Annotated in this window: 20 protein-coding genes and 1 pseudogene; 9 read left to right on the top strand and 12 right to left on the bottom strand. The window is 48.1% G+C overall.

Annotation, left to right across the window (positions count from 1 at the left end):
• Nucleotides 1–52: 52 nt before the first annotated feature.
• The 6 genes from HMPREF3139_RS07015 to HMPREF3139_RS07040 form a co-directional block, all read right to left on the bottom strand.
• Nucleotides 53–667: a CadD family cadmium resistance transporter gene (locus tag HMPREF3139_RS07015; protein ID WP_036491903.1), complete on the bottom strand. Its 615-nt coding sequence runs from the start codon at nucleotides 665–667 to the stop codon at nucleotides 53–55.
• 309 nt (nucleotides 668–976) lie between these two features.
• Entirely contained in the window at nucleotides 977–1669 is a 693-nt protein-coding gene (locus HMPREF3139_RS07020) for an ATP-binding cassette domain-containing protein (RefSeq protein ID WP_003686194.1), read from the bottom strand.
• Complete coding sequence (locus tag HMPREF3139_RS07025; RefSeq protein ID WP_070461370.1) at nucleotides 1669–2466, bottom strand: ABC transporter permease; 798 nt, start codon at nucleotides 2464–2466, stop codon at nucleotides 1669–1671. The genes HMPREF3139_RS07020 and HMPREF3139_RS07025 overlap by 1 nt, the downstream gene beginning before the upstream one ends.
• A 193-nt stretch (nucleotides 2467–2659) precedes the next feature.
• Nucleotides 2660–3523: a hypothetical protein gene (locus HMPREF3139_RS10660; RefSeq protein WP_083290059.1), complete on the bottom strand. Its 864-nt coding sequence runs from the start codon at nucleotides 3521–3523 to the stop codon at nucleotides 2660–2662.
• A gap of 489 nt (nucleotides 3524–4012) precedes the next feature.
• Nucleotides 4013–4990 (bottom strand): ABC transporter substrate-binding protein, encoded by a 978-nt coding sequence (locus tag HMPREF3139_RS07035; RefSeq protein ID WP_070461371.1) that lies wholly within the window; start codon nucleotides 4988–4990, stop codon nucleotides 4013–4015.
• Between the two features lie 57 nt (nucleotides 4991–5047).
• The gene (locus tag HMPREF3139_RS07040; RefSeq protein WP_070461372.1) at nucleotides 5048–6967 is read right to left on the bottom strand and encodes a TonB-dependent receptor; all 1920 of its coding nucleotides are present in this window, start codon (nucleotides 6965–6967) and stop codon (nucleotides 5048–5050) included.
• 308 nt (nucleotides 6968–7275) lie between these two features.
• Between HMPREF3139_RS07040 and fumC the strand changes: the two genes are divergently transcribed.
• Nucleotides 7276–8664 carry a class II fumarate hydratase gene (gene fumC, locus HMPREF3139_RS07045; protein ID WP_070461373.1) on the top strand — a complete coding sequence of 463 codons (1389 nt, stop codon included), beginning with the start codon at nucleotides 7276–7278 and terminating at the stop codon, nucleotides 8662–8664.
• A 50-nt stretch (nucleotides 8665–8714) separates the two neighbouring features.
• On the opposite strand, the gene HMPREF3139_RS07050 is transcribed toward fumC, so the two are convergent.
• Nucleotides 8715–9239: a hypothetical protein gene (locus HMPREF3139_RS07050; protein WP_070461374.1), complete on the bottom strand. Its 525-nt coding sequence runs from the start codon at nucleotides 9237–9239 to the stop codon at nucleotides 8715–8717.
• A gap of 167 nt (nucleotides 9240–9406) precedes the next feature.
• The gene (argH, locus tag HMPREF3139_RS07055; protein WP_070461375.1) at nucleotides 9407–10786 is read right to left on the bottom strand and encodes an argininosuccinate lyase; all 1380 of its coding nucleotides are present in this window, start codon (nucleotides 10784–10786) and stop codon (nucleotides 9407–9409) included.
• A 93-nt stretch (nucleotides 10787–10879) separates the two neighbouring features.
• Here argH and HMPREF3139_RS07060 point away from each other — a divergent pair, with 93 nt between their 5' ends.
• Entirely contained in the window at nucleotides 10880–11917 is a 1038-nt protein-coding gene (locus HMPREF3139_RS07060; protein ID WP_070461376.1) for a sensor histidine kinase, read from the top strand.
• A 200-nt stretch (nucleotides 11918–12117) separates the two neighbouring features.
• On the top strand, nucleotides 12118–14703 hold the full coding sequence (gene acnB, locus HMPREF3139_RS07065; RefSeq protein WP_070461377.1) for a bifunctional aconitate hydratase 2/2-methylisocitrate dehydratase: 2586 nt from the start codon (nucleotides 12118–12120) through the stop codon (nucleotides 14701–14703).
• 184 nt (nucleotides 14704–14887) lie between these two features.
• On the opposite strand, the pseudogene HMPREF3139_RS07070 reads toward acnB, so the two are convergent.
• Nucleotides 14888–16282 (bottom strand): annotated as a pseudogene (locus tag HMPREF3139_RS07070) (DEAD/DEAH box helicase).
• A gap of 429 nt (nucleotides 16283–16711) precedes the next feature.
• Here HMPREF3139_RS07070 and HMPREF3139_RS07075 point away from each other — a divergent pair.
• A complete protein-coding gene (locus tag HMPREF3139_RS07075) occupies nucleotides 16712–17044 on the top strand; it encodes a hypothetical protein (protein ID WP_070461378.1) in 333 nt (110 codons plus the stop codon).
• 208 nt (nucleotides 17045–17252) lie between these two features.
• On the opposite strand, the gene clpX is transcribed toward HMPREF3139_RS07075, so the two are convergent.
• Nucleotides 17253–18518 carry an ATP-dependent Clp protease ATP-binding subunit ClpX gene (clpX, locus tag HMPREF3139_RS07080; RefSeq protein WP_070461379.1) on the bottom strand — a complete coding sequence of 422 codons (1266 nt, stop codon included), beginning with the start codon at nucleotides 18516–18518 and terminating at the stop codon, nucleotides 17253–17255.
• A 289-nt stretch (nucleotides 18519–18807) separates the two neighbouring features.
• Between clpX and HMPREF3139_RS07085 the strand changes: the two genes are divergently transcribed.
• The gene (locus HMPREF3139_RS07085) at nucleotides 18808–19740 is read left to right on the top strand and encodes a serine hydrolase (RefSeq protein WP_070645200.1); all 933 of its coding nucleotides are present in this window, start codon (nucleotides 18808–18810) and stop codon (nucleotides 19738–19740) included.
• 108 nt (nucleotides 19741–19848) lie between these two features.
• On the top strand, nucleotides 19849–20622 hold the full coding sequence (locus HMPREF3139_RS07090) for a M48 family metallopeptidase (RefSeq protein WP_003745777.1): 774 nt from the start codon (nucleotides 19849–19851) through the stop codon (nucleotides 20620–20622).
• Between the two features lie 63 nt (nucleotides 20623–20685).
• Here HMPREF3139_RS07090 and HMPREF3139_RS07095 read toward each other — a convergent pair whose 3' ends face one another.
• Nucleotides 20686–21180 (bottom strand): DMP19 family protein, encoded by a 495-nt coding sequence (locus HMPREF3139_RS07095; RefSeq protein ID WP_063068054.1) that lies wholly within the window; start codon nucleotides 21178–21180, stop codon nucleotides 20686–20688.
• 113 nt (nucleotides 21181–21293) lie between these two features.
• Here HMPREF3139_RS07095 and HMPREF3139_RS07100 point away from each other — a divergent pair, with 113 nt between their 5' ends.
• Entirely contained in the window at nucleotides 21294–21491 is a 198-nt protein-coding gene (locus HMPREF3139_RS07100) for a zinc-finger domain-containing protein (RefSeq protein ID WP_003745781.1), read from the top strand.
• 3 nt (nucleotides 21492–21494) lie between these two features.
• The gene (locus HMPREF3139_RS07105; RefSeq protein ID WP_063067965.1) at nucleotides 21495–21851 is read left to right on the top strand and encodes a hypothetical protein; all 357 of its coding nucleotides are present in this window, start codon (nucleotides 21495–21497) and stop codon (nucleotides 21849–21851) included.
• Between the two features lie 6 nt (nucleotides 21852–21857).
• Here HMPREF3139_RS07105 and mutY read toward each other — a convergent pair whose 3' ends face one another.
• Complete coding sequence (gene mutY, locus HMPREF3139_RS07110) at nucleotides 21858–22892, bottom strand: A/G-specific adenine glycosylase (RefSeq protein WP_063067964.1); 1035 nt, start codon at nucleotides 22890–22892, stop codon at nucleotides 21858–21860.
• A gap of 162 nt (nucleotides 22893–23054) precedes the next feature.
• On the opposite strand from mutY, the gene HMPREF3139_RS07115 reads away from it, so the two are divergent.
• Entirely contained in the window at nucleotides 23055–24095 is a 1041-nt protein-coding gene (locus HMPREF3139_RS07115) for a zinc-dependent alcohol dehydrogenase family protein (protein WP_063067963.1), read from the top strand.
• Nucleotides 24096–24102: the final 7 nt, after the last annotated feature.

A 24102-nucleotide genomic window follows, 5' to 3' on the forward strand; every position in this document is an offset into this window, starting at 1 on the left:
GGAGAGGGCAACGAACCGCAAGGTTTGTCAGATACTCAAATGCCCGTATCATTCATATTATTGATATTATTGTTTGAATTGTATTATTTTCAATAATAATAAATAATCCTAAACCAATATAAATAACAGCCATTATCCAACGACTAAACTTCTCTACAATTTCACCAACACCTGAAATATTAGCCAATCTTTGTGCTGTATATACTAAAACAAAAATCAATATTAAAAATACAAGAAGAGTAACTAATAAGTCGACAAGATCTAAAGTCACAAAGTAAGGAACAAAAAGTCCAATATTATCTGCACCACAACTAGCAACTGTAACCAAAGCAACAATACCGACTAATTTTGACAACCCTTTTTCATCCAATTCTTTTTTAGCTCTTTTTTCGCCCTCACAATCGTCGTAAATAGCAACTTTAATACCTAAGTAAATCGGTATTAAACCTAATAAACCCAACACCCATTTTTCCGGAACATAATGCAAAACAAAAGCTAGAAATAAACTAACTAATATTAAAATTACAGAACCTAAATATTGTCCGATATAAATATCTCGATATTCTTTTCTAGTATTTGCTCTAGCAAAAAATATTAATAGTATTACCAACAAATCTACTGCTGTAGCAATATATAAAACAGCAGCAGTAATCACAGTCGAAAACATAAAGCACCTCATAATGAATCCCCTGCCCCCTTGGCACCACGGCTTTTTCAAAAACCGAATCGCGTTCGGATAACAGATTCGTATCTTTCGCTAAAGAGGCAAGCCTGCGGCTTGCTTACCCTCTTCCTAGCCATCTCCCACGGGGAGAGGGAATTGGGCTGTCGAGCCTGAACATTTTCAGGTTTACCTGACATCTGATTCCCAATTCTACGGCTCTCTGATTTTGAGAAACCTGATCCCCTTTCCCCGTGGGAGAGGGTTAGGGAGAGGGCAACGAACCGCAAGGTTTGTCAGATATTTAAATTCCTATCACTCATAATAATGAATCCCCTGAAACTCTCTTGCCACCACGGCTTCTTCAAAAGCCGAATCGCGTTCGGACAGCGGCGTAGGCAGGGTAATCACGTTTTGCACGTTCATGCCCTTAGTGGAAAGCAGCATGATTTCATGGCTCAGGCGTGCGGCTTCGAAGCGGTCGTGCGTTACCAGCATACACGCCATGCCCTGCCGCTCGATTTTTTCCACCAGCATGGCGACCAAAATATCGCGCAAATCGCGGTCCAAACCGACGAACGGCTCGTCCAGCAAGGCAAGGTCGCAGCCGCACAGCAGCAGGCGCAAAAATGCTACCCGTTTCGCCATGCCGCCGGACAATTCGGTCGGATATTTGTTCAAATCGCCCGCAGTCAGCCCGACTTTCGCCGCCAGCGCGATGATTTCGCCTTCATCGGGTTTGTCCATAAAAATAGCGATATTCTGCATCGCGGTCAAGTTTCCCGGCAGGCGGTTTTCCTGAAACAGAAAACCCGTTTTGCGGAAAGCATTGCGTATCGTGCCCGATTTCGGCGTTTCCAAGCCCGCAATCAACCGCAAAACCGTCGTCTTGCCACAGCCGCTCGGCCCGAACAAGGCTTTCACTTCGCCATGTTGCAGGTTCAAACTGAAATCGCGCACAATGGGGTCGCGGAGAATTTCAAAACGCACGTTTTCAAGACAGAGCATCATCTTCTCCACGGCATAAACAAAATTTCCAAAGGCTTGGTAATCAGGTATTCAAACAGCGACACAAACACGATAACCAGCACCACATAAGCCATCACCGTCGAAGTCTCCAGCATCGCCCTCGCGTCCGCAATCCGCGCACCCACGCCTTCGCTCGCGCCCAAGAGTTCCGCCATAATCACCACCTTCACCCCCATCGCCACCGCCACGCCGATGCTGGAAATCACATAGCCCGTCAGATGCGGGATATACAGATAACGGATTTTTTTCAGACGGCCTAACTTATAAGCGTCAAACAATTCCTCATGCTGCCTGTTCACGCTCGCCATCCCGACCGCCGCACTCGCAAACGTCAGCGGCGCAACCAACACAATGATGGTAAACAACACGCTAGGATTGCCGAAACCGAACCAAAACAGAGCCATCACCACCCAAATAATCGGCGGCATCGCCAACAAAATCGTAATCACAGGCTTAAGCAACGCCATCGCCGTCTTAAAACTGCCCGCCACCAGCCCCGCCGCCAATCCCGCCGCCAGTGCGACCGAAATGCCCACCACCGACCGCCACAGCGAAATCCCGATTTCGTTTTCCTGAAAATGTTTCAATAAATCCAATGACTTTTGAAACACCTCCACCGGCGCAGGCAGCATAAACTCGCCGAACACGGCACTACCCCACGCCCACAACGCCACCACCACCATCGCCACACTCAGACCGGCAAAGCCGCTCCAAAAGTAGTCGATGATGTAAAACACCGCAGGCTGCGGTTTGCGGATTTTGTCGGTTTTAATCATGGTTTGGGTGTTGGTTGGTAGGATGGTTTGGGGACGATAGGTCGTCTGAAAAATGGTTGATTGGGTTAGATGGAACGCCGTAACCCAACGAAACAGCTTGATTGCCCAAAATAGTGTTTTCAGACGACCTTTGGTTGGGATTTCGGTGTTTTGATTGGGATACGGCGTTCCACCTAACCTACAGTTGCATATCCTATGGGATAATAATTTTCTTATCATAATTTTGATCTGCTAATTCCAATCCTTTTAGAATATCAGTCATTCCTTCATATTTAGACATATCAATTAAATATTTCAAACTAATCTCCCCAGAAAATATTTTGACTACTACATCAAAATAATTCAGTAATATTTTTTTTATTTCATTTGTAATATCATCATGCTGGATTAGAACCCCTGTAAAGTTAATATTTTTTAAAGCATTATCCAATTTCCACCAATCATTGTTTAAATCAAAATATAAAACAGGATAATGATATCTTTCTATAGAATTCAGTACATATTGGTAATTATGGCTAGTTTTTATTTGTAGTCCTGCTGGTTTTCCAAAGGAACTTTTTGATTTTACGCATAAAAGCTGACTATCAAGATTATCTTTTCGTACCCATATAATATCTCGCTGTGTATCCGAAGGGTTATACCAATTAGGATACAATTGCTGTGTTTTTTGAGCACCTGTCGCAACAGCAATAAAATTATCCATATCATTATTTAATCTTGACGCACCTTTAGCATACATACCCAATCGCCTATTAACTTCCTGATACTCATTGCAAAATTTAGTAACCAATATCTCAGCAATACTTCCCATAAGTCTTGTTGCATCACCATGAGAATTGCCTGTAAAAATTCTATTTAGAATTACCGACCCATCATTTTCACTTAATTTTATTGCAGATTCTTCTAATAAAATATCAATTAAACTATAACCAAATATTCTACATTTAATTTCATAATCATCAGAAAATGGCTTTGTGACATTTTTTTCATCAGTAACTATAACTTTTACAGTAGGTGGATATAGAAATTTCCCATAATTTAGCATTATAAAACTCATAAATTATTTCAAAAAGTTAATCTTTAATCATTAATTCTATTTCTTCCAAACACAACCCCAGCTACATACCCTACCAACCAATCCCTTTTTCCCAGCAAGCGTAGATTGTGTCATAACCCAACATTTCAGACAATTCAACGGTTTTGTCGGGTTTGGCAACTCAACCTACAGTTACCACTCGCCGTCATTCCCGCGCAGGCGGGAATCCAGAAGTTTGACGTTGCCGCAATTTTAAAACATTCCTGCAATATCAAAGACTGGATTCCCACCTGCGCGGGAATGACGGCTCTTTGTGTACTGTTCTAACTATTATCTGATAGGCCGTCTGAAAAGAGTAGATCGGATACTCGTATCCGACAGCCCCGTTTAGCCGAAATGTCGGATTCAAGAATCCGACCTGCGCTGCCGATAATGTCCTTATAGGCCGTCTGAAAATGACAAGTCAGATTTCATGGCTACTTCACTATTTTCAGACGACCTCTCCTCCTTTTAAGCCAAGAAGAACCCATTATCCGGCAGCTTGCCTCCCAAGAGTTTCGGGTTGAACTGCATCAGGATTTCGTAAAACTTCAAAATCTCGTTCTTCACTTCACTGCCTTTGGTTACCGTCAGCCGCGCACCGTCCAAGCCCATGACTAGGGCGGGTTCGGGGGCGGGGAGGTAGTTTTTGCCGATTTTCGCGGCGCTTTGGCGGTTGGCAAGTATCCAGTTGAGCGCGTTTTTCAAATCCTGATGGAAGATGTCGAACTGTGCCTTGTGTGCGTGGAAATATTCTTCGTTGGCGATGATGCCCGCCATCGGAATCAGCGGTTTGGTGTCAAAAGCCTGTCCCCATGCTTTCACCAAGTCAAATCCGCGCACGACGTTTACGCCCATGGTTTTGCCTTTAAGTAGGCTGGCGGTTGCCATCGGTTCGGGCAGGATGGCGGCGTGGTAGTCCTTGCTCAAAAATAGGCCGACTGCTTCGGGCGGCGTGGCGGTGTAGGTGATGCCGACTTTGTGTGTGTCGATTTTCAGTTTTTTCAGCAAGGCTTGCAGCACGATGTCGGGCATATCATTTTTAAACGGTACGAGGATTTTTTTGCCGACCAAATCCTGCGGCGAGACAATCGCGCTGCCTTTGCACATCAGCTGCGTGATGCCGTTGGTCAAAATATTGACCATGCCGACTTTCTGTCCTTGGTTGCGCAGGTTCACGCCGACATTGCTCGGACTCATCATCACTTTAAATTGTCCGCTCGCTACGCCCGCTCGCAGTTGGTCGGGCGAACGCCAGATTTTCAGCGATACGTCCGCCTGTTTCGCCAGCTTGCCTTGCAACGCCGCTACGGCAATGGTAACGCTGGGCATTGCCGGTGCGCCGTACACGGTAAATTGCTCTTTACCGGCAGCAAGCAGAGAAGGCGAAACGCCTGCGGCTGCCAGCGCGGCGGTCATTTTTAAGAAATCGCGTCTTTTCATATCCATTTTTTATCTCCTAATTCTTAATAAGCCAGTGTAGGCATTCTTTCAGACGGCCTGATTTTAAAACGCCGCGTGCAAACTCAACCAATATGTCCTGCCCGGTGCATACACCACGCTGGGCGACAGGGCGAGGACGTGGTCGCCGCTGATGTGTTCGGCGTATTTTTTGTTGAACACGTTGTTTACGCCTAAGCGCAAGCCGTATTTGTCTTTGAAGTTTACGCCTGCGTACACGTCGGCAACGGTAAAGCCTTTGGTGGCTTCGCGTTTGTCTATGCCCAGACCGCTTGCCGCGTCAAAATCGCCGCGCGTTTGTTTGGCGACAAAGCGTGTTGCTGCGCCGATGTTGTAGCTGCCGTGGGCAAAGTAGTTTTTGTAGTCGGCTTGGACGGCGGCTTCAAATGGACGAATTTGATAGAGCGGCCTGCCGTCGGTTTCGTTGTGTCCGTAGTTGTAGGCGGCTTTGATGCCTGCCGCCCAATGCGGATTGAAGTTGTAACGCGCGTAGGCCTGCACGGTAAATAATCGCGCGTCCACGTTGCGTGTGATGATGCCGCTGCCTTTGGAAGCCGTGCCGCTTTGTCCGTGTGCGCGGTCAAAAATAATCAGGTCTTTGACTTTGTCCGCCACAAGTGTGCCGCCCACGTTCCAGCCTGCGCCTGCCAACGAGTTCATATAGCCGTTGTAGTAGTCGTTGCGGCTGTCGGCGGTGAGCTTGATGCGGTTGTGTTTTTCGGTTTTCAGCAGGGGATTGCCTGCGATGGCGGCGGCTGGGTTTTGGTTCATCAGCATGCCGTTCATACGGTTTTGCACGATGGCGGCAAGCGAGTTGAAGCGTTCGGTGTTGTCGCCGATGCGTTCTAAGTGAGCAAGGGAAACGCCGTATTTTTGCGTTTCAGACGGCGTAAAATCGTATTTGAGTTCACCTGAAAAGGCATGACGGCGCACTTTGCCGTTGAAGTCGTAGCCGTAATGGGTTTTCCAGATTTGCTGCGATGAGGCGAAGGCAAGGTTGCGGTTCATCGGATGGGCGGGTTGCGCCGTATTTTTGCGTACGTCCGCTTTGTTGATTTCGTAGCTCAAACCCAAGCCCAGTTTGTGTCGGTCGTCAAACTTGTAAGACAAGGTATCGGCAATGCGCCAGCGGTCGAGGTGTACATCGGCGAAACGGTAGCCGTTGAGGAAATCGCGCATGGCGGTGTGGGCGTTGCGCTCGCCGTTTTGGCTGTCGTTGCGGTAGCTGACGGCGGCGGTGTTGTGGAATTTGCCGAAGTTCGCATCGTGTTTGAGCGAGAAGTCGTACACTTTGCGGTCAAGCTCTACGAATACTTGCTGCGGCGTATTGTTTTGGCGCAGGGAGTAATTGTCGGCATGGCGTTTGAGTTTGATGATGCCTGCTTCCGCGCTGACCGTATTGCTCAAATCGGCATTGCCCCAACGCGCGTTGAGTTTGGCGATGTGGCGTTCGGTATCCAATGCGTCGTTGACGAACTGCGGCTGGCGGTCGTTGTTGATGTCATCGTGTAGATAGGTGAGGCGGTATTCCTGATTTTCAGACGGCACGAAACCGAGTACCAAAGCTTGATTGAAACGGCTGTATTTCCAATCTGTTTGATTGCCGTCTCCGTCTTTATAGCCGTTGGCTTTGGTGTGATTGAGGTTGGCCACGCCGTACACTTTCGCCCCGCGCGCTTGCGCGGTAATGGAATTGTAAAAGCTTTTGCCGTAAAAACCGCTGTTTGCTTTTAATGGACGGAAGGCTTGGTCTATGTTTTCGGTAACAAAGTAATGATCGCTACGGTCGGTGCGGTCGAATTGGTTTTCGGGGAAATAGCCTTGTGCGGCGGTCGGTGCAATCGGTTTGGGAGGGGAAAAGGTTTTAACAGGCTGGATTTCATCAGGGTCTGCCAAGGTTTCGGCAAAGCCGTTTGCGGCAGCAAAACTGCTCATTAACAGGTAAACCAAATGTTTTCGTTTCATCTTCATCTCCTGATAATCATTTTTATTCATTATGCTCTTGGAGAGAAACAAAGTAAAGAAACGATAAGGTATTTATTGTCGATAAACACCTAGCGTAGAACACAAATCGGCAAAGAGGAAAATTTTTAGAAGAGGGGAGCGGCGGCGCAGGTTGTATTTGCTCCGAAATCGGTTTTTATCTTCTATTAATATTTCAAGTTAATAAAGCAAAAGGCCGTCTGAAAACCCCTCTCTTTTCAGACGGCCTTTTGCTGGGTATAATAAATTTACGAATCATTATTATTTCTGTTTAAATATAGGAGAAACGCATGAGTACCCGTACCGAACACGACACCATGGGCAATGTCGAAGTCCCGTCCGAAGCCTATTGGGGCGCGCAGACCCAGCGTAGCCGCAACAATTTCAAAATCGGCGGCGAAACCCTGCCGCAGCCGTTGATTTATGCTTTGGCGCTGGTGAAAAAAGCCGCAGCCGCCACCAATGTTTCCCTCGGCAGGATTAAGCCTGAACAGGCGGATTTGATTACTCAGGCGGCGGATGACGTGTTGAACGGCAAGCTCGACGGGCAGTTCCCATTGGTAGTGTGGCAGACCGGTTCCGGTACGCAGTCCAATATGAACATGAACGAAGTGCTGGCGAACCGCGCCAACGAAATCGCCGGTACGGGTTTGGCGGCGTATCAGCCCGTCCATCCCAACGACCATGTGAACCACGCGCAATCTACCAACGACGCGTTCCCGACCGCCATCCACGTCGCCGCCGCGATTGAAATCAACCGCCACCTCATCCCCGCCGTCCAAGCCCTGCGTGACACGTTGGACAAAAAAGCCCAAGCCTTCTCCCCCATTGTCAAAATCGGCCGCACCCACTTGCAAGACGCAACGCCGCTGACTTTGGGACAAGAGTTTTCCGGTTATGTTTCCCAGCTTGATCACGGTTTAGGCCGTCTGAACGATGCACTTAAAGACTTGTATGAACTCGCCTTGGGCGGCACAGCAGTCGGTACGGGATTAAACAGCCATCCCGAATACGCCGAAAAAGCCGCCGCCAAACTCGCCGAATTGTCCGGCCTGCCGTTTGTTAGTGCACCGAACAAATTTGAAGCCTTGGGCGGACGCGATGCCGCCGTTGCCGCTTCGGGCGCATTGAAAACGCTGGCGGCAAGCCTGAACAAAATCGCCAACGACATCCGCTGGCTGGCAAGCGGCCCGCGCTGCGGTTTGGGCGAGATCAAAATCCCCGAAAACGAGCCGGGTTCGTCCATCATGCCGGGTAAAGTCAACCCGACCCAATGCGAAGCGATGACCATGGTGTGCTGCCAAGTGTTCGGCAACGACGTCACCATCGGCATGGCGGGCGCATCGGGCAATTTCGAGCTGAACGTCTATATGCCCGTTATCGCCTACAACCTATTGCAATCCATCCGCCTCTTGGGTGACGCGTGCAACAGCTTCAACGAACACTGCGCCGTCGGCATCGAACCCGTGCCGGAAAAAATCGACTATTTCCTGCACCACTCCCTGATGCTGGTTACTGCGTTGAACCGTAAAATCGGCTACGAAAACGCTGCCAAAGTCGCCAAAACCGCCTACAAAAACGACAAATCGTTGCGCGAAACTGCCATCGAATTGGGCTTGTTAACAGGTGAAGAGTTTGACGAATTGGTCGTTCCTGCCGATATGGTTCATCCGCGTTAAGCTTTAATAATGAAACATGCCGTCTGAAAATGTGTTCAGACGGCATGTTTTTATGCTGCGGTTGTTTTTTCCTCGAATAGGGTAAAAATCATTGGCGTCAGATTGACGACCATTAGAAACATTATTGAGCTCAAAAATGTACGCCAGGCGTAATGCCACGCTTCCGTTCTGTCTGCTTGGGGGAGGAGCGATGCAGTATAGCGGTTGTGTAGGGTTTTTGCGGTGTCATTGTTTTCCAAATAGTCCAACGAAAGTACCAATAATTTGCCCGTGTCTTTGTGTTGCAAGAATTTGGCATGTTCAACCCAGATTCCTGGCTTGGCGTGTTCGCATAAAGATTCAATGCCGACGCAAGAGGCTAAGCTGTTTTGGTTGTTTTGCAAAATCGACAGCTCGTTTTTTTCGGCCTGCATGGCTGCGGGGGAGGTTTGATGAAGGTATACGCTCATGCCGTTGCTCTCTATTGCTTGAAAATCATGGAGCTGGCTGAATCCGCCATTTTCCCAGGCAACGAATACGGCATAGCATCCGCAGCATAGGCAGATCATAACCAATTTTAAGACAATGTTTTTCATCCTTGCTCCTTTTGTTTGAAGATGGCGGCAAAGTCAGGAGGCGTGTTTTCTCGTTTGAAGGTAAGTTTAGGTTTTATCTGTTTTTATTCTGAGGTTGAGTGTAACACAGGTAATCAAAAGGCCGTTGAAAATTTTCAGACGGCCTTTTATTGTGTATTTAGATGGGTTTAAGCCAACAATTCACGCCAGCGTTTAATTTGGAAACGGACTTGTTCAGGCGCAGTGCCGCCCAAGTGGTTGCGCGCGTTTAAGCTGCCTTCGGGTGTCAGCACGCTGTAAACGTCGTCGGCAATCAAACCGCTGAAACCTTGCAGGACTTCAAGCGGCAATTCGCTTAAATCAACGCCAGCTTCATCGGCATGGCGCACGGCTTGGGCAACGACTTCGTGGCTGTCGCGGAAAGGCATGCCTTTTTTCACTAAGTAATCCGCCAAATCGGTAGCCGTTGCAAAACCCTGCATTACGGCGGCGCGCATATTGTCGGGTTTGACGGTCACGCCGCGCATCATGTCGGCGTAAATGCGCAGGGTGTCGATAAGCGTGTCGGCAGTATCAAACAAAGGCTCTTTGTCTTCCTGATTGTCTTTGTTGTATGCTAAAGGTTGCGATTTCATCAGGGTAACCAGGCCGATCAGGTGGCCAATCACGCGACCGGATTTACCGCGCACGAGTTCGGGTACATCGGGGTTTTTCTTTTGCGGCATGATGGAAGAGCCGGTGCAGAAACGGTCGGCAATATCGATAAAGCCGAAACGCGGGCTCATCCACAAAATCAATTCTTCGGAAAGACGGCTCAGATGAACCATAATCAGGGAAGCGGCGGCCGTGAACTCAATGGCAAAATCGCGGTCAGATACGGCATCAAGCGAGTTTTGGCAGATTTGTTCAAAGCCCAGCAGCTCGGCGGTAATTTCGCGTTGAATCGGGTAGGTGGTACCGGCCAGTGCTGCAGCGCCGAGCGGCATACGGTTGACGCGCTTGCGGCAGTCGGCCATGCGCTCGAAATCGCGGCCGAGCATTTCAACGTAGGCGAGCATGTGATGCCCGAAGTTGACCGGCTGGGCAACTTGCAGGTGGGTAAAGCCGGGCATGACGGTTTCGGCGTTTTGTTCCGCCAAATCAACCAAGGCCGTCTGAAGGTTTTGAATCAGGCTTTGAATAACGGTAATTTGATCGCGCAGCCACAGGCGGATGTCGGTAGCGACTTGGTCGTTGCGGCTTCGGCCGGTGTGCAGGCGTTTGCCGGCATCGCCGATTTTGTCGGTGAGGCGGCGTTCGATGTTCATGTGGACATCTTCCAAATCCAGCGACCAGGAAATCGTTCCTTCTTTGATTTCTGCTATAATCTCGGCCATGCCCTGACGGATGGCGGAGAGGTCGTCTTCGCTCAAAACGCCCGACTGTGTCAGCATTTGCGCATGTGCCAGCGAGCCTTGGATGTCCCATTCTGCCAGTCGTTTGTCAAAATCAATCGAGCCGGTATATTTTTTGACCAGCTCGGAAACAGGTTCGTTAAAACGGCCTGACCAGGTTTTGTCCTTGCTCATATCAGCATCCTTAAAATATAAATAAAAAAACAGGGTCTACGTCTTCAATATAGCAGACCCGTCTATACATTATGAAAGAAAACGGTTGAAATCATGTCTATTATACGTCAAATAAACCAGAATTTCGCAGTGCCGGATTTGCGCAATTCCGCAACTTTGGTGCGCCTGCTCATTGTTTTGTTAATCAGTTTGTTTATCTTTCCGTTGATGACGGTATCGGGCGTGCCTTATCCGGAACAGATTTTCCAACATTTTTCATGGGCTTGCCCCGTCATCCTTTTAATTTTACTTAAAGTCTATTTCTTACAGGCATTTGCGCCGTCCCTGCTTCGCTCGCAGTACAGCGTTGTGGTTTCCTACGTCTCCAACCTGCTGATTTTCTTGTTTGTCGATCTAGTGATTTTGAAGACGGAAATTTGGCCGCTGATTCAACACTTCTTCTTGCTGACCTTTTTTTGTTTCAGTTTCATGTACATCGAAGCATCCCGTCGCAACAGCCTCGCGCCTTCCATTTCCGAAGCCAGACTGAGCGCGTTGACGGCGCGTATCCGTCCGCATTTCTTGTTTAACAGTCTAAATGCTGCTATCAGCCTGATCCGTTTGCGTCCGTATGATGCGGAAACTTTGCTGGAAAATCTGGCCAACCTGTTCCGCGCGCAACTGCGCGACGGTAGTCAAAACAGTACCTTAGGGCAGGAAATCGAGTGGGCGCAGGAATATATTGCCATCGAGCAAATCCGCATGGGACATATGCGCGTACAGGTTATGTGGCAGCACCATGCGCCGGATGATGCGGAAACGCCGCATCTGCTGTTGCAACCGCTTTTGGAAAATGCCGTATTTCACGGTGTCGAATCCATCCACCGTCCAGGGATAATTACGGTATTAACAAAATTGGAAAAATCATCTATTTTCATCAGTATCGAAAATCCGTGCGGAACGGAGCCTAACGAAAATACCAAGCCGCATAAAGGCAATTCTATGGCTCTGCGCAATCTGAAAGAGCGCCTGACTTTGATGTATGACACCGACGCGAAAATCAGAAACATCCAATCAGACGGCCTGTTCCGCGTTGAAATCATATTGCCGTACCGTAAAAAATCAGCCGAAGTTTCCCGTCTGTTTGGCTAAAACGCATAGAAGAGGGCGGCTTTAGATAGGTTAAACTATTAACACATTAAATAAAATAGTTTAAATTTATTACATTCAGTAACATAACTGTTCCCATTTTTTGAAAACTGGTCTATGATGCTTAAAAGGATTGTTTACAATCCTTAATTGCAAATCATTTGCAACTGCCCAGAAGAAAAAACAGAAAAAGGAACAAAGAGATGTTAGAAGCCTATCGTAAAGCCGCCGCCGAGCGCGCCGCCCTTGGTATTCCCGCCCTTCCTCTGACTGCTCAGCAGACTGCTGATTTGGTTGAGCTGCTGAAAAATCCACCTGCCGGTGAAGGTGAATTCTTGGTTGAGCTGTTGGCTCATCGCGTACCACCCGGTGTGGACGATGCCGCCAAAGTTAAAGCCTCATTTTTGGCAGCCGTTGCCGAAGGCAGCGCATCCAGTCCGCTGATTTCCCCTGAGTATGCTACCGAGCTGTTGGGCACCATGCTTGGCGGTTACAACATTCATGCACTCATCGAACTCTTGGACAACGACAAACTTGCGCCTATCGCTGCAAATGGTCTGAAACACACTCTGCTGATGTTTGACTCTTTCCACGATGTTCAAGAAAAAGCCGAAAAAGGCAATAAATACGCACAAGAAGTATTGCAATCTTGGGCAGATGCCGAATGGTTCACCTCACGCGCCAAAGTTCCAGAAAAAATCACTGTTACCGTCTTCAAAGTCGACGGTGAAACCAATACAGACGACCTCTCTCCTGCACCTGATGCATGGAGCCGTCCTGATATCCCTCTGCACGCGCTGGCGATGTTGAAAAACCCGCGCGATGGCATCAATCCTGACAAACCTGGCGAAGTCGGTCCGATTAAATTGTTGGAAGAACTCAAAGCCAAAGGCCATCCGGTTGCTTACGTTGGCGACGTGGTCGGTACCGGTTCTTCACGTAAATCTGCTACCAACTCCGTGATTTGGCATACAGGCGAAGATATTCCGTTCGTACCGAACAAACGTTTCGGTGGCGTATGTCTGGGTGGCAAAATTGCTCCTATTTTCTTCAATACTCAAGAAGACTCCGGCGCATTGCCGATTGAAGTCGATGTATCTGCTCTGAAAATGGGCGATGTCGTCGATATCCTGCCTTATGAAGGCAAAATCGTGAAAAACGGCGAAACCGTTGCCGAGTTCAGCCTGAAATCTCAAGTCTTGCTGGACGAAGTGCAAGCCGGTGGCCGTATTAACCTGATTATCGGTCGCGGTCTGACTGCTAAAGCACGCGAAGCACTGAAACTGCCTGCTTCTACCGAATTCCGTCTGCCTCAAGCGCCTGCTGAAAGCAAAGCCGGTTTCACCTTGGCTCAAAAAATGGTTGGCCGTGCCTGCGGTTTGCCAGAAGGCAAAGGCGTGCGCCCAGGTACTTACTGCGAACCACGTATGACTACTGTCGGCTCGCAAGATACTACCGGTCCGATGACTCGCGATGAATTGAAAGACTTGGCTTGCTTGGGCTTCTCAGCAGATATGGTAATGCAGTCTTTCTGTCACACCGCCGCTTATCCAAAACCTGTCGATGTGAGAACCCATAAAGAATTGCCAGCCTTCATTTCTACCCGTGGCGGTGTGGCTCTGCGTCCGGGCGATGGCGTGATTCACTCATGGCTCAATCGTCTGCTGTTGCCTGATACAGTCGGTACCGGCGGCGACAGCCACACCCGATTCCCTATCGGTATTTCTTTCCCTGCCGGCTCCGGCTTGGTTGCTTTCGCAGCAGCCACAGGCGTAATGCCGCTCGATATGCCTGAGTCCGTATTGGTACGCTTCAGCGGCAAACTGCAACCGGGCGTAACCCTGCGCGATTTGGTGAACGCCATTCCGTTGTACGCGATTAAACAAGGCCTGCTTACTGTTGCTAAAGCCGGTAAGAAAAATATCTTCTCCGGCCGCATCCTCGAAATCGAAGGTCTGCCTGATTTGAAAGTGGAACAAGCCTTTGAATTGACTGATGCGTCTGCCGAACGTTCTGCTGCAGGCTGTACTGTGAAGCTCAACAAAGAGCCGATTATCGAGTACATGAAATCCAACATTGTGTTGATGAAAAACATGATTGCCGACGGCTATCAAGATTCGCGCACTTTGGAACGCCGTATCAAAACCATGGAAGCATGGCTGGCGAACCCGGAGCTGCTCGAAGCGGATAAAGATGCCGAATACGCCGCCGTGATTGAGATCAACATGGACGACATTAAAGAGCCGATTATTGCTTGCCCGAACGACCCTGACGACGTGTGCTTCATGTCTGAACGCTCCGGCACCAAAATCGACGAAGTGTTCATCGGTTCTTGTATGACCAACATCGGCCACTTCCGCGCCGCTTCCAAACTCTTGGAAGGCAAGAGCGATATTCCCGTGCGCCTGTGGGTAGCGCCGCCGACCAAAATGGACGCGAAAGAGTTGTCCGACGAAGGCCACTACGGCGTACTCGGCCGTGCAGGCGCGCGTATGGAAATGCCGGGTTGCTCATTGTGTATGGGTAACCAAGCACAAGTACACGAAGGCGCGACTGTAATGTCCACATCTACCCGTAACTTCCCGAACCGCTTGGGTAAAAACACCTTTGTTTACCTCGGCTCGGCTGAGTTGGCGGCAATCTGCTCCAAACTGGGTAAAATCCCGACTGTTGAAGAATACCAAGCCAATATCGGTATCATCAACGAGCAGGGCGACCAAATCTACCGCTACATGAACTTCAACGAAATCGACAGCTACAACGAAGTAGCCGAAACCGTGAATGTTTAATGTAACAAGGTAAACCGATTTTCAGACGGCCTTAAATAATAAAGGCCGTCTGAAACGGAAAAAATAAAGGGCGTGTTTATCACGTCCTTTTCATTTTTAGTTTAATAAAAGGCCGTCTGAAAGATAAGTTTCAGACGGCCTTTGCTTAGGATAAATAATCAGAAAACCGATTAATCAGCGTTGTTTACTTTACGCCAAAACCAGGTTGGAGCAGGGCGCAAGGCTGACGCTCGTGACGGCTGCGGCGTGTTCTGCCGGCAATTTTGCCGCAGACAATACCCGGATCATTTTTCTCTTCTGCTTTTTTTGAGCTTTTATCTGATTTATTTGCGTATTCGTTGCGTTTGTTTCTATCCTCACGGCGAGAGCGGCTGTCGTTGTGCTGAACCGGTTGCGCTTCGGCTTAATCTTGATTGTCGTTACCCTACCAATGCGGCTCAAAGCCTTCGATGCGTTCCACATTCAAATCGCTGCCGGTTAGTTCTTTAATAGATTCAAACATTTTCTGTTCGGTTTTATCCATTAAGGAAATGGCAACGCCGTCAGCACCGGCCCGGCCGGTACGTCCGATGCGGTGGACGTAGTCTTCAGGTTGGGTTGGCAGCTCGTAGTTGATGACGAAAGGCAACTCGGCAATATCCAGGCCGCGTGCGGCAACGTCAGTGGCAACCAAAACGCGTAATGTACATTCTTTAAAGGCGTTGAGGGTTTCCAGTCGGCTTTGTTGGGATTTATCGCCGTGGATGGATTGCGCGGCAATGTTGCGGCGTACGAGGTCGCGGGTAACTTGATCGACGCTTTGTTTGGTTTTGCAGAATACAATGACTTGATTCATATGCAAATCAACAATCAGACGTTCGAGCAGGTTGCGTTTTTTGAGTGCATCAACGGCAATGATGTGTTGCTCGACATTGGCGTTGGTGGTATTTTGCGCAGCCACTTCAACCATTTCAGGCGTGTGCATAAAATCTTGCGCAAGCTTGCGGATAGGCGGTGAGAAAGTGGCGGAGAAAAGCAGGGTTTGTCGCTGTTTGGGCAGCATCTGCATGATTTTGCGGATATCGTCGATGAAACCCATATCAAGCATACGGTCGGCTTCGTCGAGTACAACGATTTCAACTTTGTTTAAATTGATGTTTTTTTGTTTAAAGTGGTCGAGCAGTCGGCCAACCGTAGCGACAACGATTTCGCAACCGGCGCGCAAGTCGGCAGTTTGTTTGTCCATATTGACGCCGCCAAAGAGGACGGTATGGCGTAAAGGAAGATTCTTAATGTATGCCTGCACGTTTTGATCGATTTGATCGGCCAGTTCGCGGGTCGGGGTCAATACCAACATGCGGACAGGATGCATGGCAGGGGAGGTGCTGGATGTGGCGTAGCGTTTCAGGCGTTCGAGGCTGGGCAGCATAAAGGCGGCGGTTTTACCTGTGCCGGTTTGTGCTGCGGCTAAAAGGTCGTGTCCTGCCAAGGCTTTAGGAATCGCTGCGGCTTGAATAGGCGTCGGGTTTTCATAACCCTGATCGGTGAGGGCAGAGACTAATTCGCTGCCTAAACCGAGTGAAGAGAAAGGATTCATGATGGTGGCTTTCTGTTCAGACGGCCTTCTGAATGATGAGGCCGTCTGAAAAATCTGATTCTGAAATGGATAAACCGCAGTATGATTTTGATTCTGCGGTTTGAAAAAAGGGGGAGCGGAATAATCCGTCAAGTAGTTCATTATGCCATAAAAAGAGGGACTCCCCAAATGATGGTTGCGGCTAGAATTGACCAAGTTTTGATATTTTTATAGTTCAAAATCAGAAAAAATGACTGGCCTGCAAGGTTTTGAGTTTATTGAGGATTAAGCATTTGTCTTAACTTCAATAGAATTAATTTATCAAAAACTTACAGGCTGAAATGAAACTAAATTGTACTCACGTACTCAATATTGAGGTGCAGAGCTTGTTTTGCAGCCTGTATCTCCCGTTTAACGGTAAACCATAAAATCAAAATTTAGGAATATACAATTATGAAAACTTTATTGATCGCTCTTGCAACCGGTAGCCTGATGTTGGTAGCTTGTTCTTCTTCCAAGCCTGAAGAAGCGGTAGCGCCACGCATCACTGTTGAAGAAGCAATGACTCAATGCCAACAAGCATCTGGTGAAAATGCTGACCGCGCTGTATTTGATGCCTGCATGAAAGGCAAAGGCTATCAACGTACCGCTGAATCAGTTGCCTCCGAGCCTGCTGCCTCCGAGCCTGCTGCCTCTGAACCGGTAGCAGCGCCTGAGGCTGCGGCTTCTAAGCCTGCCGCCAAAGCTGCTACTGCTAAAAAAGCTGTTAAAAAAGCAAAAAAATAAGTTTCATAAAATTCAAGGAAGTCACCATCATCAATACTCCGGATGAAGGCAGACTTAGAGCAACTTGAAAACAAAGGCCGTCTGAATATGTTTCAGACGGCCTTTGTTTTTCATGTATAAGACCATTATTCAAAGATATGCTTTTGGTTTTATTAAGAAAATAAAAAAAGACGTGTAACGGTTACACGTCTTTTTCGGAGAATAAACCTTATTGCTTGTATTCGTTGCCGTCTTCACGGAAAAGTTTTGGCTGATCGCCTTTTTCCACCACCTCTTTATTGATGACAACTTTGGCTACGTCTTTCAAATCTGGCAGGGTGTACATGGTGTCTAAGAGGCAACGTTCGACGATAGAGCGCAGGCCACGCGCACCGGTTTTGCGTTCCATAGCCAGTTTGGCGATGCTGCGCAAAGCATCTTCTTCAAACTCAAGGCCAACATCTTCCATTTCAAACAAGGTTTGATATTGTTTGACCAAGGCATTTTTAGGTTCGGTCAAAATGTTGACCAAAGCATCTTCGTCCAATTCTGCCAATGTGGCAATCACGGGCAGACGGCCGATAAGCTCGGGAATCAAACCGAATTTAATCAAATCTTCAGGCTCGACTGTTTCAAACAGTGCTGAAATATCGGCGTTTTCATCTTTGCTGTGTACCGCTGCACCAAAGCCGATACCGCCTTTTTCAGTACGTTGTCGGATGACTTTTTCCAAGCCGGCAAATGCGCCACCGCAGATAAAGAGGATGTTGGTAGTATCAACGTTGATGAATTCTTGGTTTGGATGTTTGCGGCCGCCTTGAGGGGGAACGCTGGCTACCGTGCCTTCAATCAGTTTCAGCAAGGCTTGTTGCACGCCTTCGCCGGATACGTCGCGCGTGATGGACGGATTGTCGCTTTTGCGTGAAATTTTATCGATTTCATCGATATAAACGATGCCGCGCTGGGCTTTTTCAACGTCAAAATCACATTTGCCCAAAAGTTTGGTGATGATTTGTTCGACGTCTTCACCGACATAACCGGCTTCGGTCAAAGTTGTGGCATCCGCCATGACAAAAGGTACATCCAGTTTGCGCGCCAAAGATTGCGCCAACAGGGTTTTACCTGAGCCGGTAGGGCCGATGAGCAGGATATTGGATTTGGACAACTCGACTTTGCCCTCCGCTTTCGGGTGGCGCAGGCGTTTGTAGTGGTTGTAAACCGATACTGCCAACGCTTTTTTTGCGTGTTCCTGACCGATAACGTGGTCGTTGAGGTTGGCAACGATTTCGGCCGGGGTAGGCAGTTTTTTCTCGGCGTTTTCTTCTTTCGCTTTGACAAGCTCGTTTTCAATTTCGCCGAACTCGTTGTCTTGCAGCATTATGCCGCAAGTTTCTACACATTCGTTGCAGATGAAGGCGTGTTCGCCTTCGATCAGGTTTTTAACGTCGTTTTCGGACTTCCCGCAGAATGAACAGGTGCGTTTTTCTTCAGACATAATAATTTCTTCGTATGGTTGTATGGAGGCTGTGTTGTAAAGGGGGAACAGATATTTCGGGCGTATTGCCGGATTGAGGGAATGCCTCTGACAAAGGAGCCTAAGTATAATGACTATCTTGTGTTTTTTCAAATCAGAGCAGGCATTGCGCCATATCGTCTAAGAAACAGATGCGGGCGCTGGATTTGAATATCTCGCAAACAAACGCAAAGTTTTCTCAACTCGCTTTACAATTGCCGAAAAATTTAACAGAATGTTGAATTAAATGTATTTTTTTGAATTGGCAGATATGAAATTCTATAAAACTTTAGGAATGGTATGGACAGGTGTGGCATTGGCCTTTGCTTCTGCGCCTGCCGTTGCCAATGATATGGATGTATTGGGACAATTTTTGGAGCAAAATTTCCCAGTGCAAAATGACCCGCTGGAAGCTTTTGCATTGAGTCATGCCGACCAAGTCGAAGCTCAAGCCGCTTTGGCAGGCCCTCTGTTGTCTTCGCAATCTGCTTTGATTTTCAATAATAAAACCGGTGAAGTGCTGTATCAGAAAAACCCTGATCGTGTCATGCCGATTGCCTCTATTTCCAAATTGATGAGCGCGATGGTGGTGTTGGATGCGCATCTTGATATGAACGAGCCTATCACGATTACCGAGGCTGAAATCGACCGTTTGAAAGGTACAGGCAGCCGTTTGAGCATCGGCACGACGCTGACACGCGGCGAACTGTTGCACCTGAGCCTGATGAGCAGTGAAAACCGTGCTACTCATGCATTGGGCCGTACGTATCCGGGCGGTATGAGCGCATTTGTTGCGGCTATGAATGCCAAAGCGCAAAGCCTGGGTATGACCAGCAGTCGTTTCTATGAGCCTACCGGTTTGAATTTCCAAAACGTTTCCACTGCACGCGATTTGAACCGCATGGTTGCGGCAGCCAGTAAGTATCCGCTGATTCGCAAAAATTCGACTTCAAATTACGGCTCGGTTTGGACGGCAAATGGTCGTCAAAACTACAAAAACTCCAATGCCTTGGTGCGTGAGGGCAGCTGGAATATCGAATTGCAGAAAACCGGCTATATTCGTGAAGCAGGACGTTCTATGGTGGTTAAGGCCAATGTACAGAATCAGCCGATTACCATTGTATTGCTCAACTCTCCGTCTTCCACAACCCGCGTGAACGATGCGCGTAAGATTGAGTCTTGGATGCTGCAGCGCCGTTCTTAAATATTACGCTTAAAGGCCGTCTGAAACCGTTCAGACGGCCTTTTGTGTAAAGGGTATTAAATTTGGGTACAATGTTGTTACATTAATTTTAAAACACAGAGAGAAAACATGTTGAAAAAATGGAATAAAAAATATTGGGCCGGCATGGGTGTGATTTTGGCGTTGACCGGCTGTACTTCTGTAGCGGATATGGTTGGCTACGATACTGCGACTTTAAATGAAGACGCGGCTAAAAGTTACTCACAAGTCATTCAAAACGCGCGTGGTCAAAAAGCTTTGGATGTTTCATCTCCAACTGCTCAACGCGTTCAACGCGTGTTTGCACGTCTGCGTCCTCATGCTGAGCGCGCCAACAAAACCGGCGTGCCTTTCAACTGGCAGATGAACGTTATCCGCAGTGATGAAATGAACGCATGGGCAATGCCAGGCGGTAAAATGGCCGTGTACACCGGTATAGTAGAGAAATTGAAGCTGACTGATGATGAAATTGCCGCCGTTGTCGGCCATGAAATGACCCATGCTCTGTTGGAACACAGCAAAAAAGCTTTGGGCGGACAAGTATTGACCGGCTTGGGCGGTTCGATTTTGGCCAGCTCAACCGGTGTGGATGGCGATTTGGTCGGCTTGGGTGCAGATTTGTTGGCGACCAAACCGTTCTCACGTCATCAGGAAAGCGAAGCGGACGCCGGCGGTGTACGTTTGATGGCTGAAGCAGGCTACAACCCTGAGGCTGCGGTAAGCGTGTGGGAAAAAATGAACAAAGTACAGGGCGGCAGCTCATTGTCTATTTTGTCGACCCATCCGACCAATCAAGCGCGTATCAATGCAATCCGCAAGATGTTGCCTGAAGTGATGCCGATTTATCAGAAAAACAAACGTTAATTTGATGTACTTATAATTTTGCCGGTTTGAACAGATGATTCAAACCGGCAAAGTTTTATGGTTTCAGTCTGACAGTTTGGCAAATTTATCCCAATTTGCCTGAACATACGCTGCCGCAGTTTCCAAGTCTTCGTCGGCAACGTCATAATAATCGCCGTCAAGCTCTTCAAAATCAGGAAAAGCTTTGCGGATTTCGTCGAAATCCCTTTGCTCGTCTGCCATTTTTTCAATGGCTTCGCCGTGTTTTTCGTACAGGGCTTTGGCTTTGTCTAAGATTTTCGGTATCGGCTTGATGCGCCAGCGGCGCAGGCTGTCGGCAACCGGGTTGCCAAAGATGTATTCTCCGTATCCTGAAGCGATAAGCTGTACGAAGCCGCCTTCTTGAATTTGGCTGTCGAGATAACAAAGTGCGATTAATGTATGCTGTTCGTCGTTGAGGCCGGACATTTCCTCATCACCTGCCTGTTCGGTGTGATCCAAATAGGCTGCGCTGAGTGTATAAAGAAATGAAGCGGAATCGGAAGTATCGAAATCTTGAAGGCGAAGCAGGGTAGTCATAATCATTAAAGGCCGTCTGAAAAAAGTGATTATATAATGTTTTCAGTCTGAACCTATCGGCCGTTTTGCTTTACAATATTGGAAGATAAGAAAACATAGTGAGGAACCAAACCATGAGTACACAGTCTGAAAAAAACGTTGTAGTCATCAAGCCGCAGGATTTGCCGCTGCATTGCTCCGGCCCTAATCATGAAACATGGAACGGCCATCCGCGCGTGTTCTTGCCGATTCAGTCCAACAGTGAGATTGAATGCCCGTATTGCGGCACTTATTACCGTCTTGATGGCGAGATTCCGCATCACCATTACTAATCTATGCCTATGTTGAACAAAATCATCTGCGCTTTGTGTGTGAGTTTGTGCGCTGCGTGCGGTTCGTATAAGGCCGTGCGTCCAGACGCGCCGTTACCGGTCATTGCACAGGCGCAGACGTATTCTGTCCGTTATCAATCCGTACAAGGTCGGACGATTACTGCAATTTATATCAACAGCCACAGCCCGATGATGGTTGAGCTGCGTGAAGGCAATACAGTTGAGAAACTGGTGCAAGTCCGCTTGCGCAGTCAGGGTGTCGAGTACGCCAATCCAAGCTCGCGTTGGCAGATTGGCGACGGGTTTGCCGTGCTGATTCGCGGCGGAAAAGAAGTTGTATTTAAAGAGATTGTGGAATAGGGCGGTTTAGCCTTTAGCCAAATATTTGATTAAAGGCTTGGGCAAACCATAATCTGCTAAATGTTCCAATGATACCCAAAGGCCGTCTGAAAGATGTTCAGACGGCCTTTGTTGCGTCTGAAAAGGGGTAATCATCAATAAGCGGTGGGTCAGGCGGTGGGTAAATGTGGTTTGTTCTTCAAGGCCGTCTGAAATAATACCGAAGCGTTCTGCGTAAGCATACAAATCGTCTAATTTTTCAAAACAGGGTACGCAATACAGACCGCCCCAAATGCCTTTGGCAGGGCGTTTTTCAAGCAATAATGCGCCGTCAGTGTTATGGATAATCAGCCAATAAAGCGGTAGGGTTTGCACTTCGGGAGCAGTTTTTTTACGGGGTAGCTCGTCAATGCGGTTTTGTTTTTTTGCTTCGCAGATGTCTGCCATAGGGCATTGATGGCACAAAGGTTTTGTTCGTTTGCAGACGGTTGCGCCCAAATCCATCAAGCCTTGCGTGTAGGCAGGCATATCAGTGTTTTCAGACGGCAGCAGGCTTTCGGCGAGTGACCAGAGCGAGTTTTCAAATTTTTTGTCTTGCGGATTGCCGTCTTGGGCAAAAACACGGCAGAGAACGCGTTTGACGTTGCCGTCCAAGATGGTTTCTCGTCGGTTAAAAGCAAAGGCAGAAATAGCGGCGGCGGTACTTCTGCCTACGCCGCAGAGTGTTTCCAAGTCTTTGCGCTCGGATGGAAAGATACCGCCGAATTGTCCGACGACTTGTTGCGATGCTTTGTGCAGATTGCGTGCGCGGCTGTAATAGCCCAAGCCTGCCCACAAGGATAAAACCTCGTCTTGCGGCGCGGCGGCAAGCGATTGTATGGTTGGGAATTTGGCTAAGAAACGCGGATAGTAGTCCAATACGGTAGCAACCTGCGTTTGTTGGAGCATGATTTCTGAAAGCCAGACGAAATAAGGGTCTTTGACCTGCCAAGGCAAGTTGTGACGGCCATGCAGCCGTTGCCAATCGATGAGTCGTCGCGCGAAGGATGTGGATGTGTTCATTAATATTTACTTTTTAATTATTTATTTTTAAAACATAGCGTTACACTATAACATACGAAATAATAATCAGGATTGACTTATCTGGTGGAGGGGTATATAAATATAGTTAACGTGGATTTACGTTGTATTGTTAAAGTTTATTAACCGCTCAAGGAGATTCACATGAAAGCAATGGTTTATCATGGCGCAAACGACATTCGTTTCGAAGAAAAAACCCGCCCTCAAATTATCGATCCGACCGATGCAGTCGTCAAAATCGTTAAAACCACGATTTGCGGTACTGACTTGGGTATTTGGAAGGGTAAAAACCCTGAAGTTGCCGACGGTCGTATTCTCGGTCATGAGGGTATCGGTATTGTAGAAGAAGTCGGCGATGCTGTAAAAAACATCAAAGTCGGTGATAAAGTCATTATTTCATGTGTCAGCAAATGCTGTACTTGCGACAACTGTAAAATCCAACTTTATTCACACTGCCGCAACGGCGGTTGGATCTTGGGCTATATGATTGACGGTACTCAGGCCGAATACGTCCGTACTCCTTATGCCGACAACAGCTTGGTTCCGCTGCCTGACAACGTCAACGAAGAAGTTGCCCTACTGTTGAGCGATGCCCTGCCGACCGCCCACGAAATCGGCGTGCAATATGGCGATGTGAAACCTGGCGATACCGTATTCATCGCCGGTGCCGGCCCTGTCGGTATGTCTGCGTTGCTGACTGCGCAACTGTATAGCCCTGCCGCCATCATCGTTTGCGATATGGACGAAAACCGCTTGAAACTGGCGAAAGAATTGGGCGCAACCCATACCATCAGCCCTGCTTCCGGCGATGTGAGCAAGCAAGTTGCCGACATTGTTGGCGAAGACGGCGTAGATTGCGCCATTGAAGCGGTCGGTATCCCTGCGACTTGGAATATGTGTCAAGACATTGTGAAACCCGGCGGTCATATCGCTGTGGTTGGTGTACATGGCCAATCTGTTGATTTCAAACTGGAAAAACTGTGGATTAAAAACCTTGCCATCACTACCGGCCTGGTTAACGCCAATACCACCGAAATGCTGATGAAAGCCATTTCCAGCAGCTCAGTGGATTACACCAAAATGATGACCCACCATTTCAAATTCAGCGAATTGGAAAAAGCTTACGATGTATTCAAACACGCTGCTGAAAACCAAGCCATGAAAGTGGTTTTGGAAGCGGATTGATTTGAAA

The organism is Neisseria sp. HMSC15G01, from assembly GCF_001808255.1.
Classification (GTDB): domain Bacteria; phylum Pseudomonadota; class Gammaproteobacteria; order Burkholderiales; family Neisseriaceae; genus Neisseria; species Neisseria subflava_A.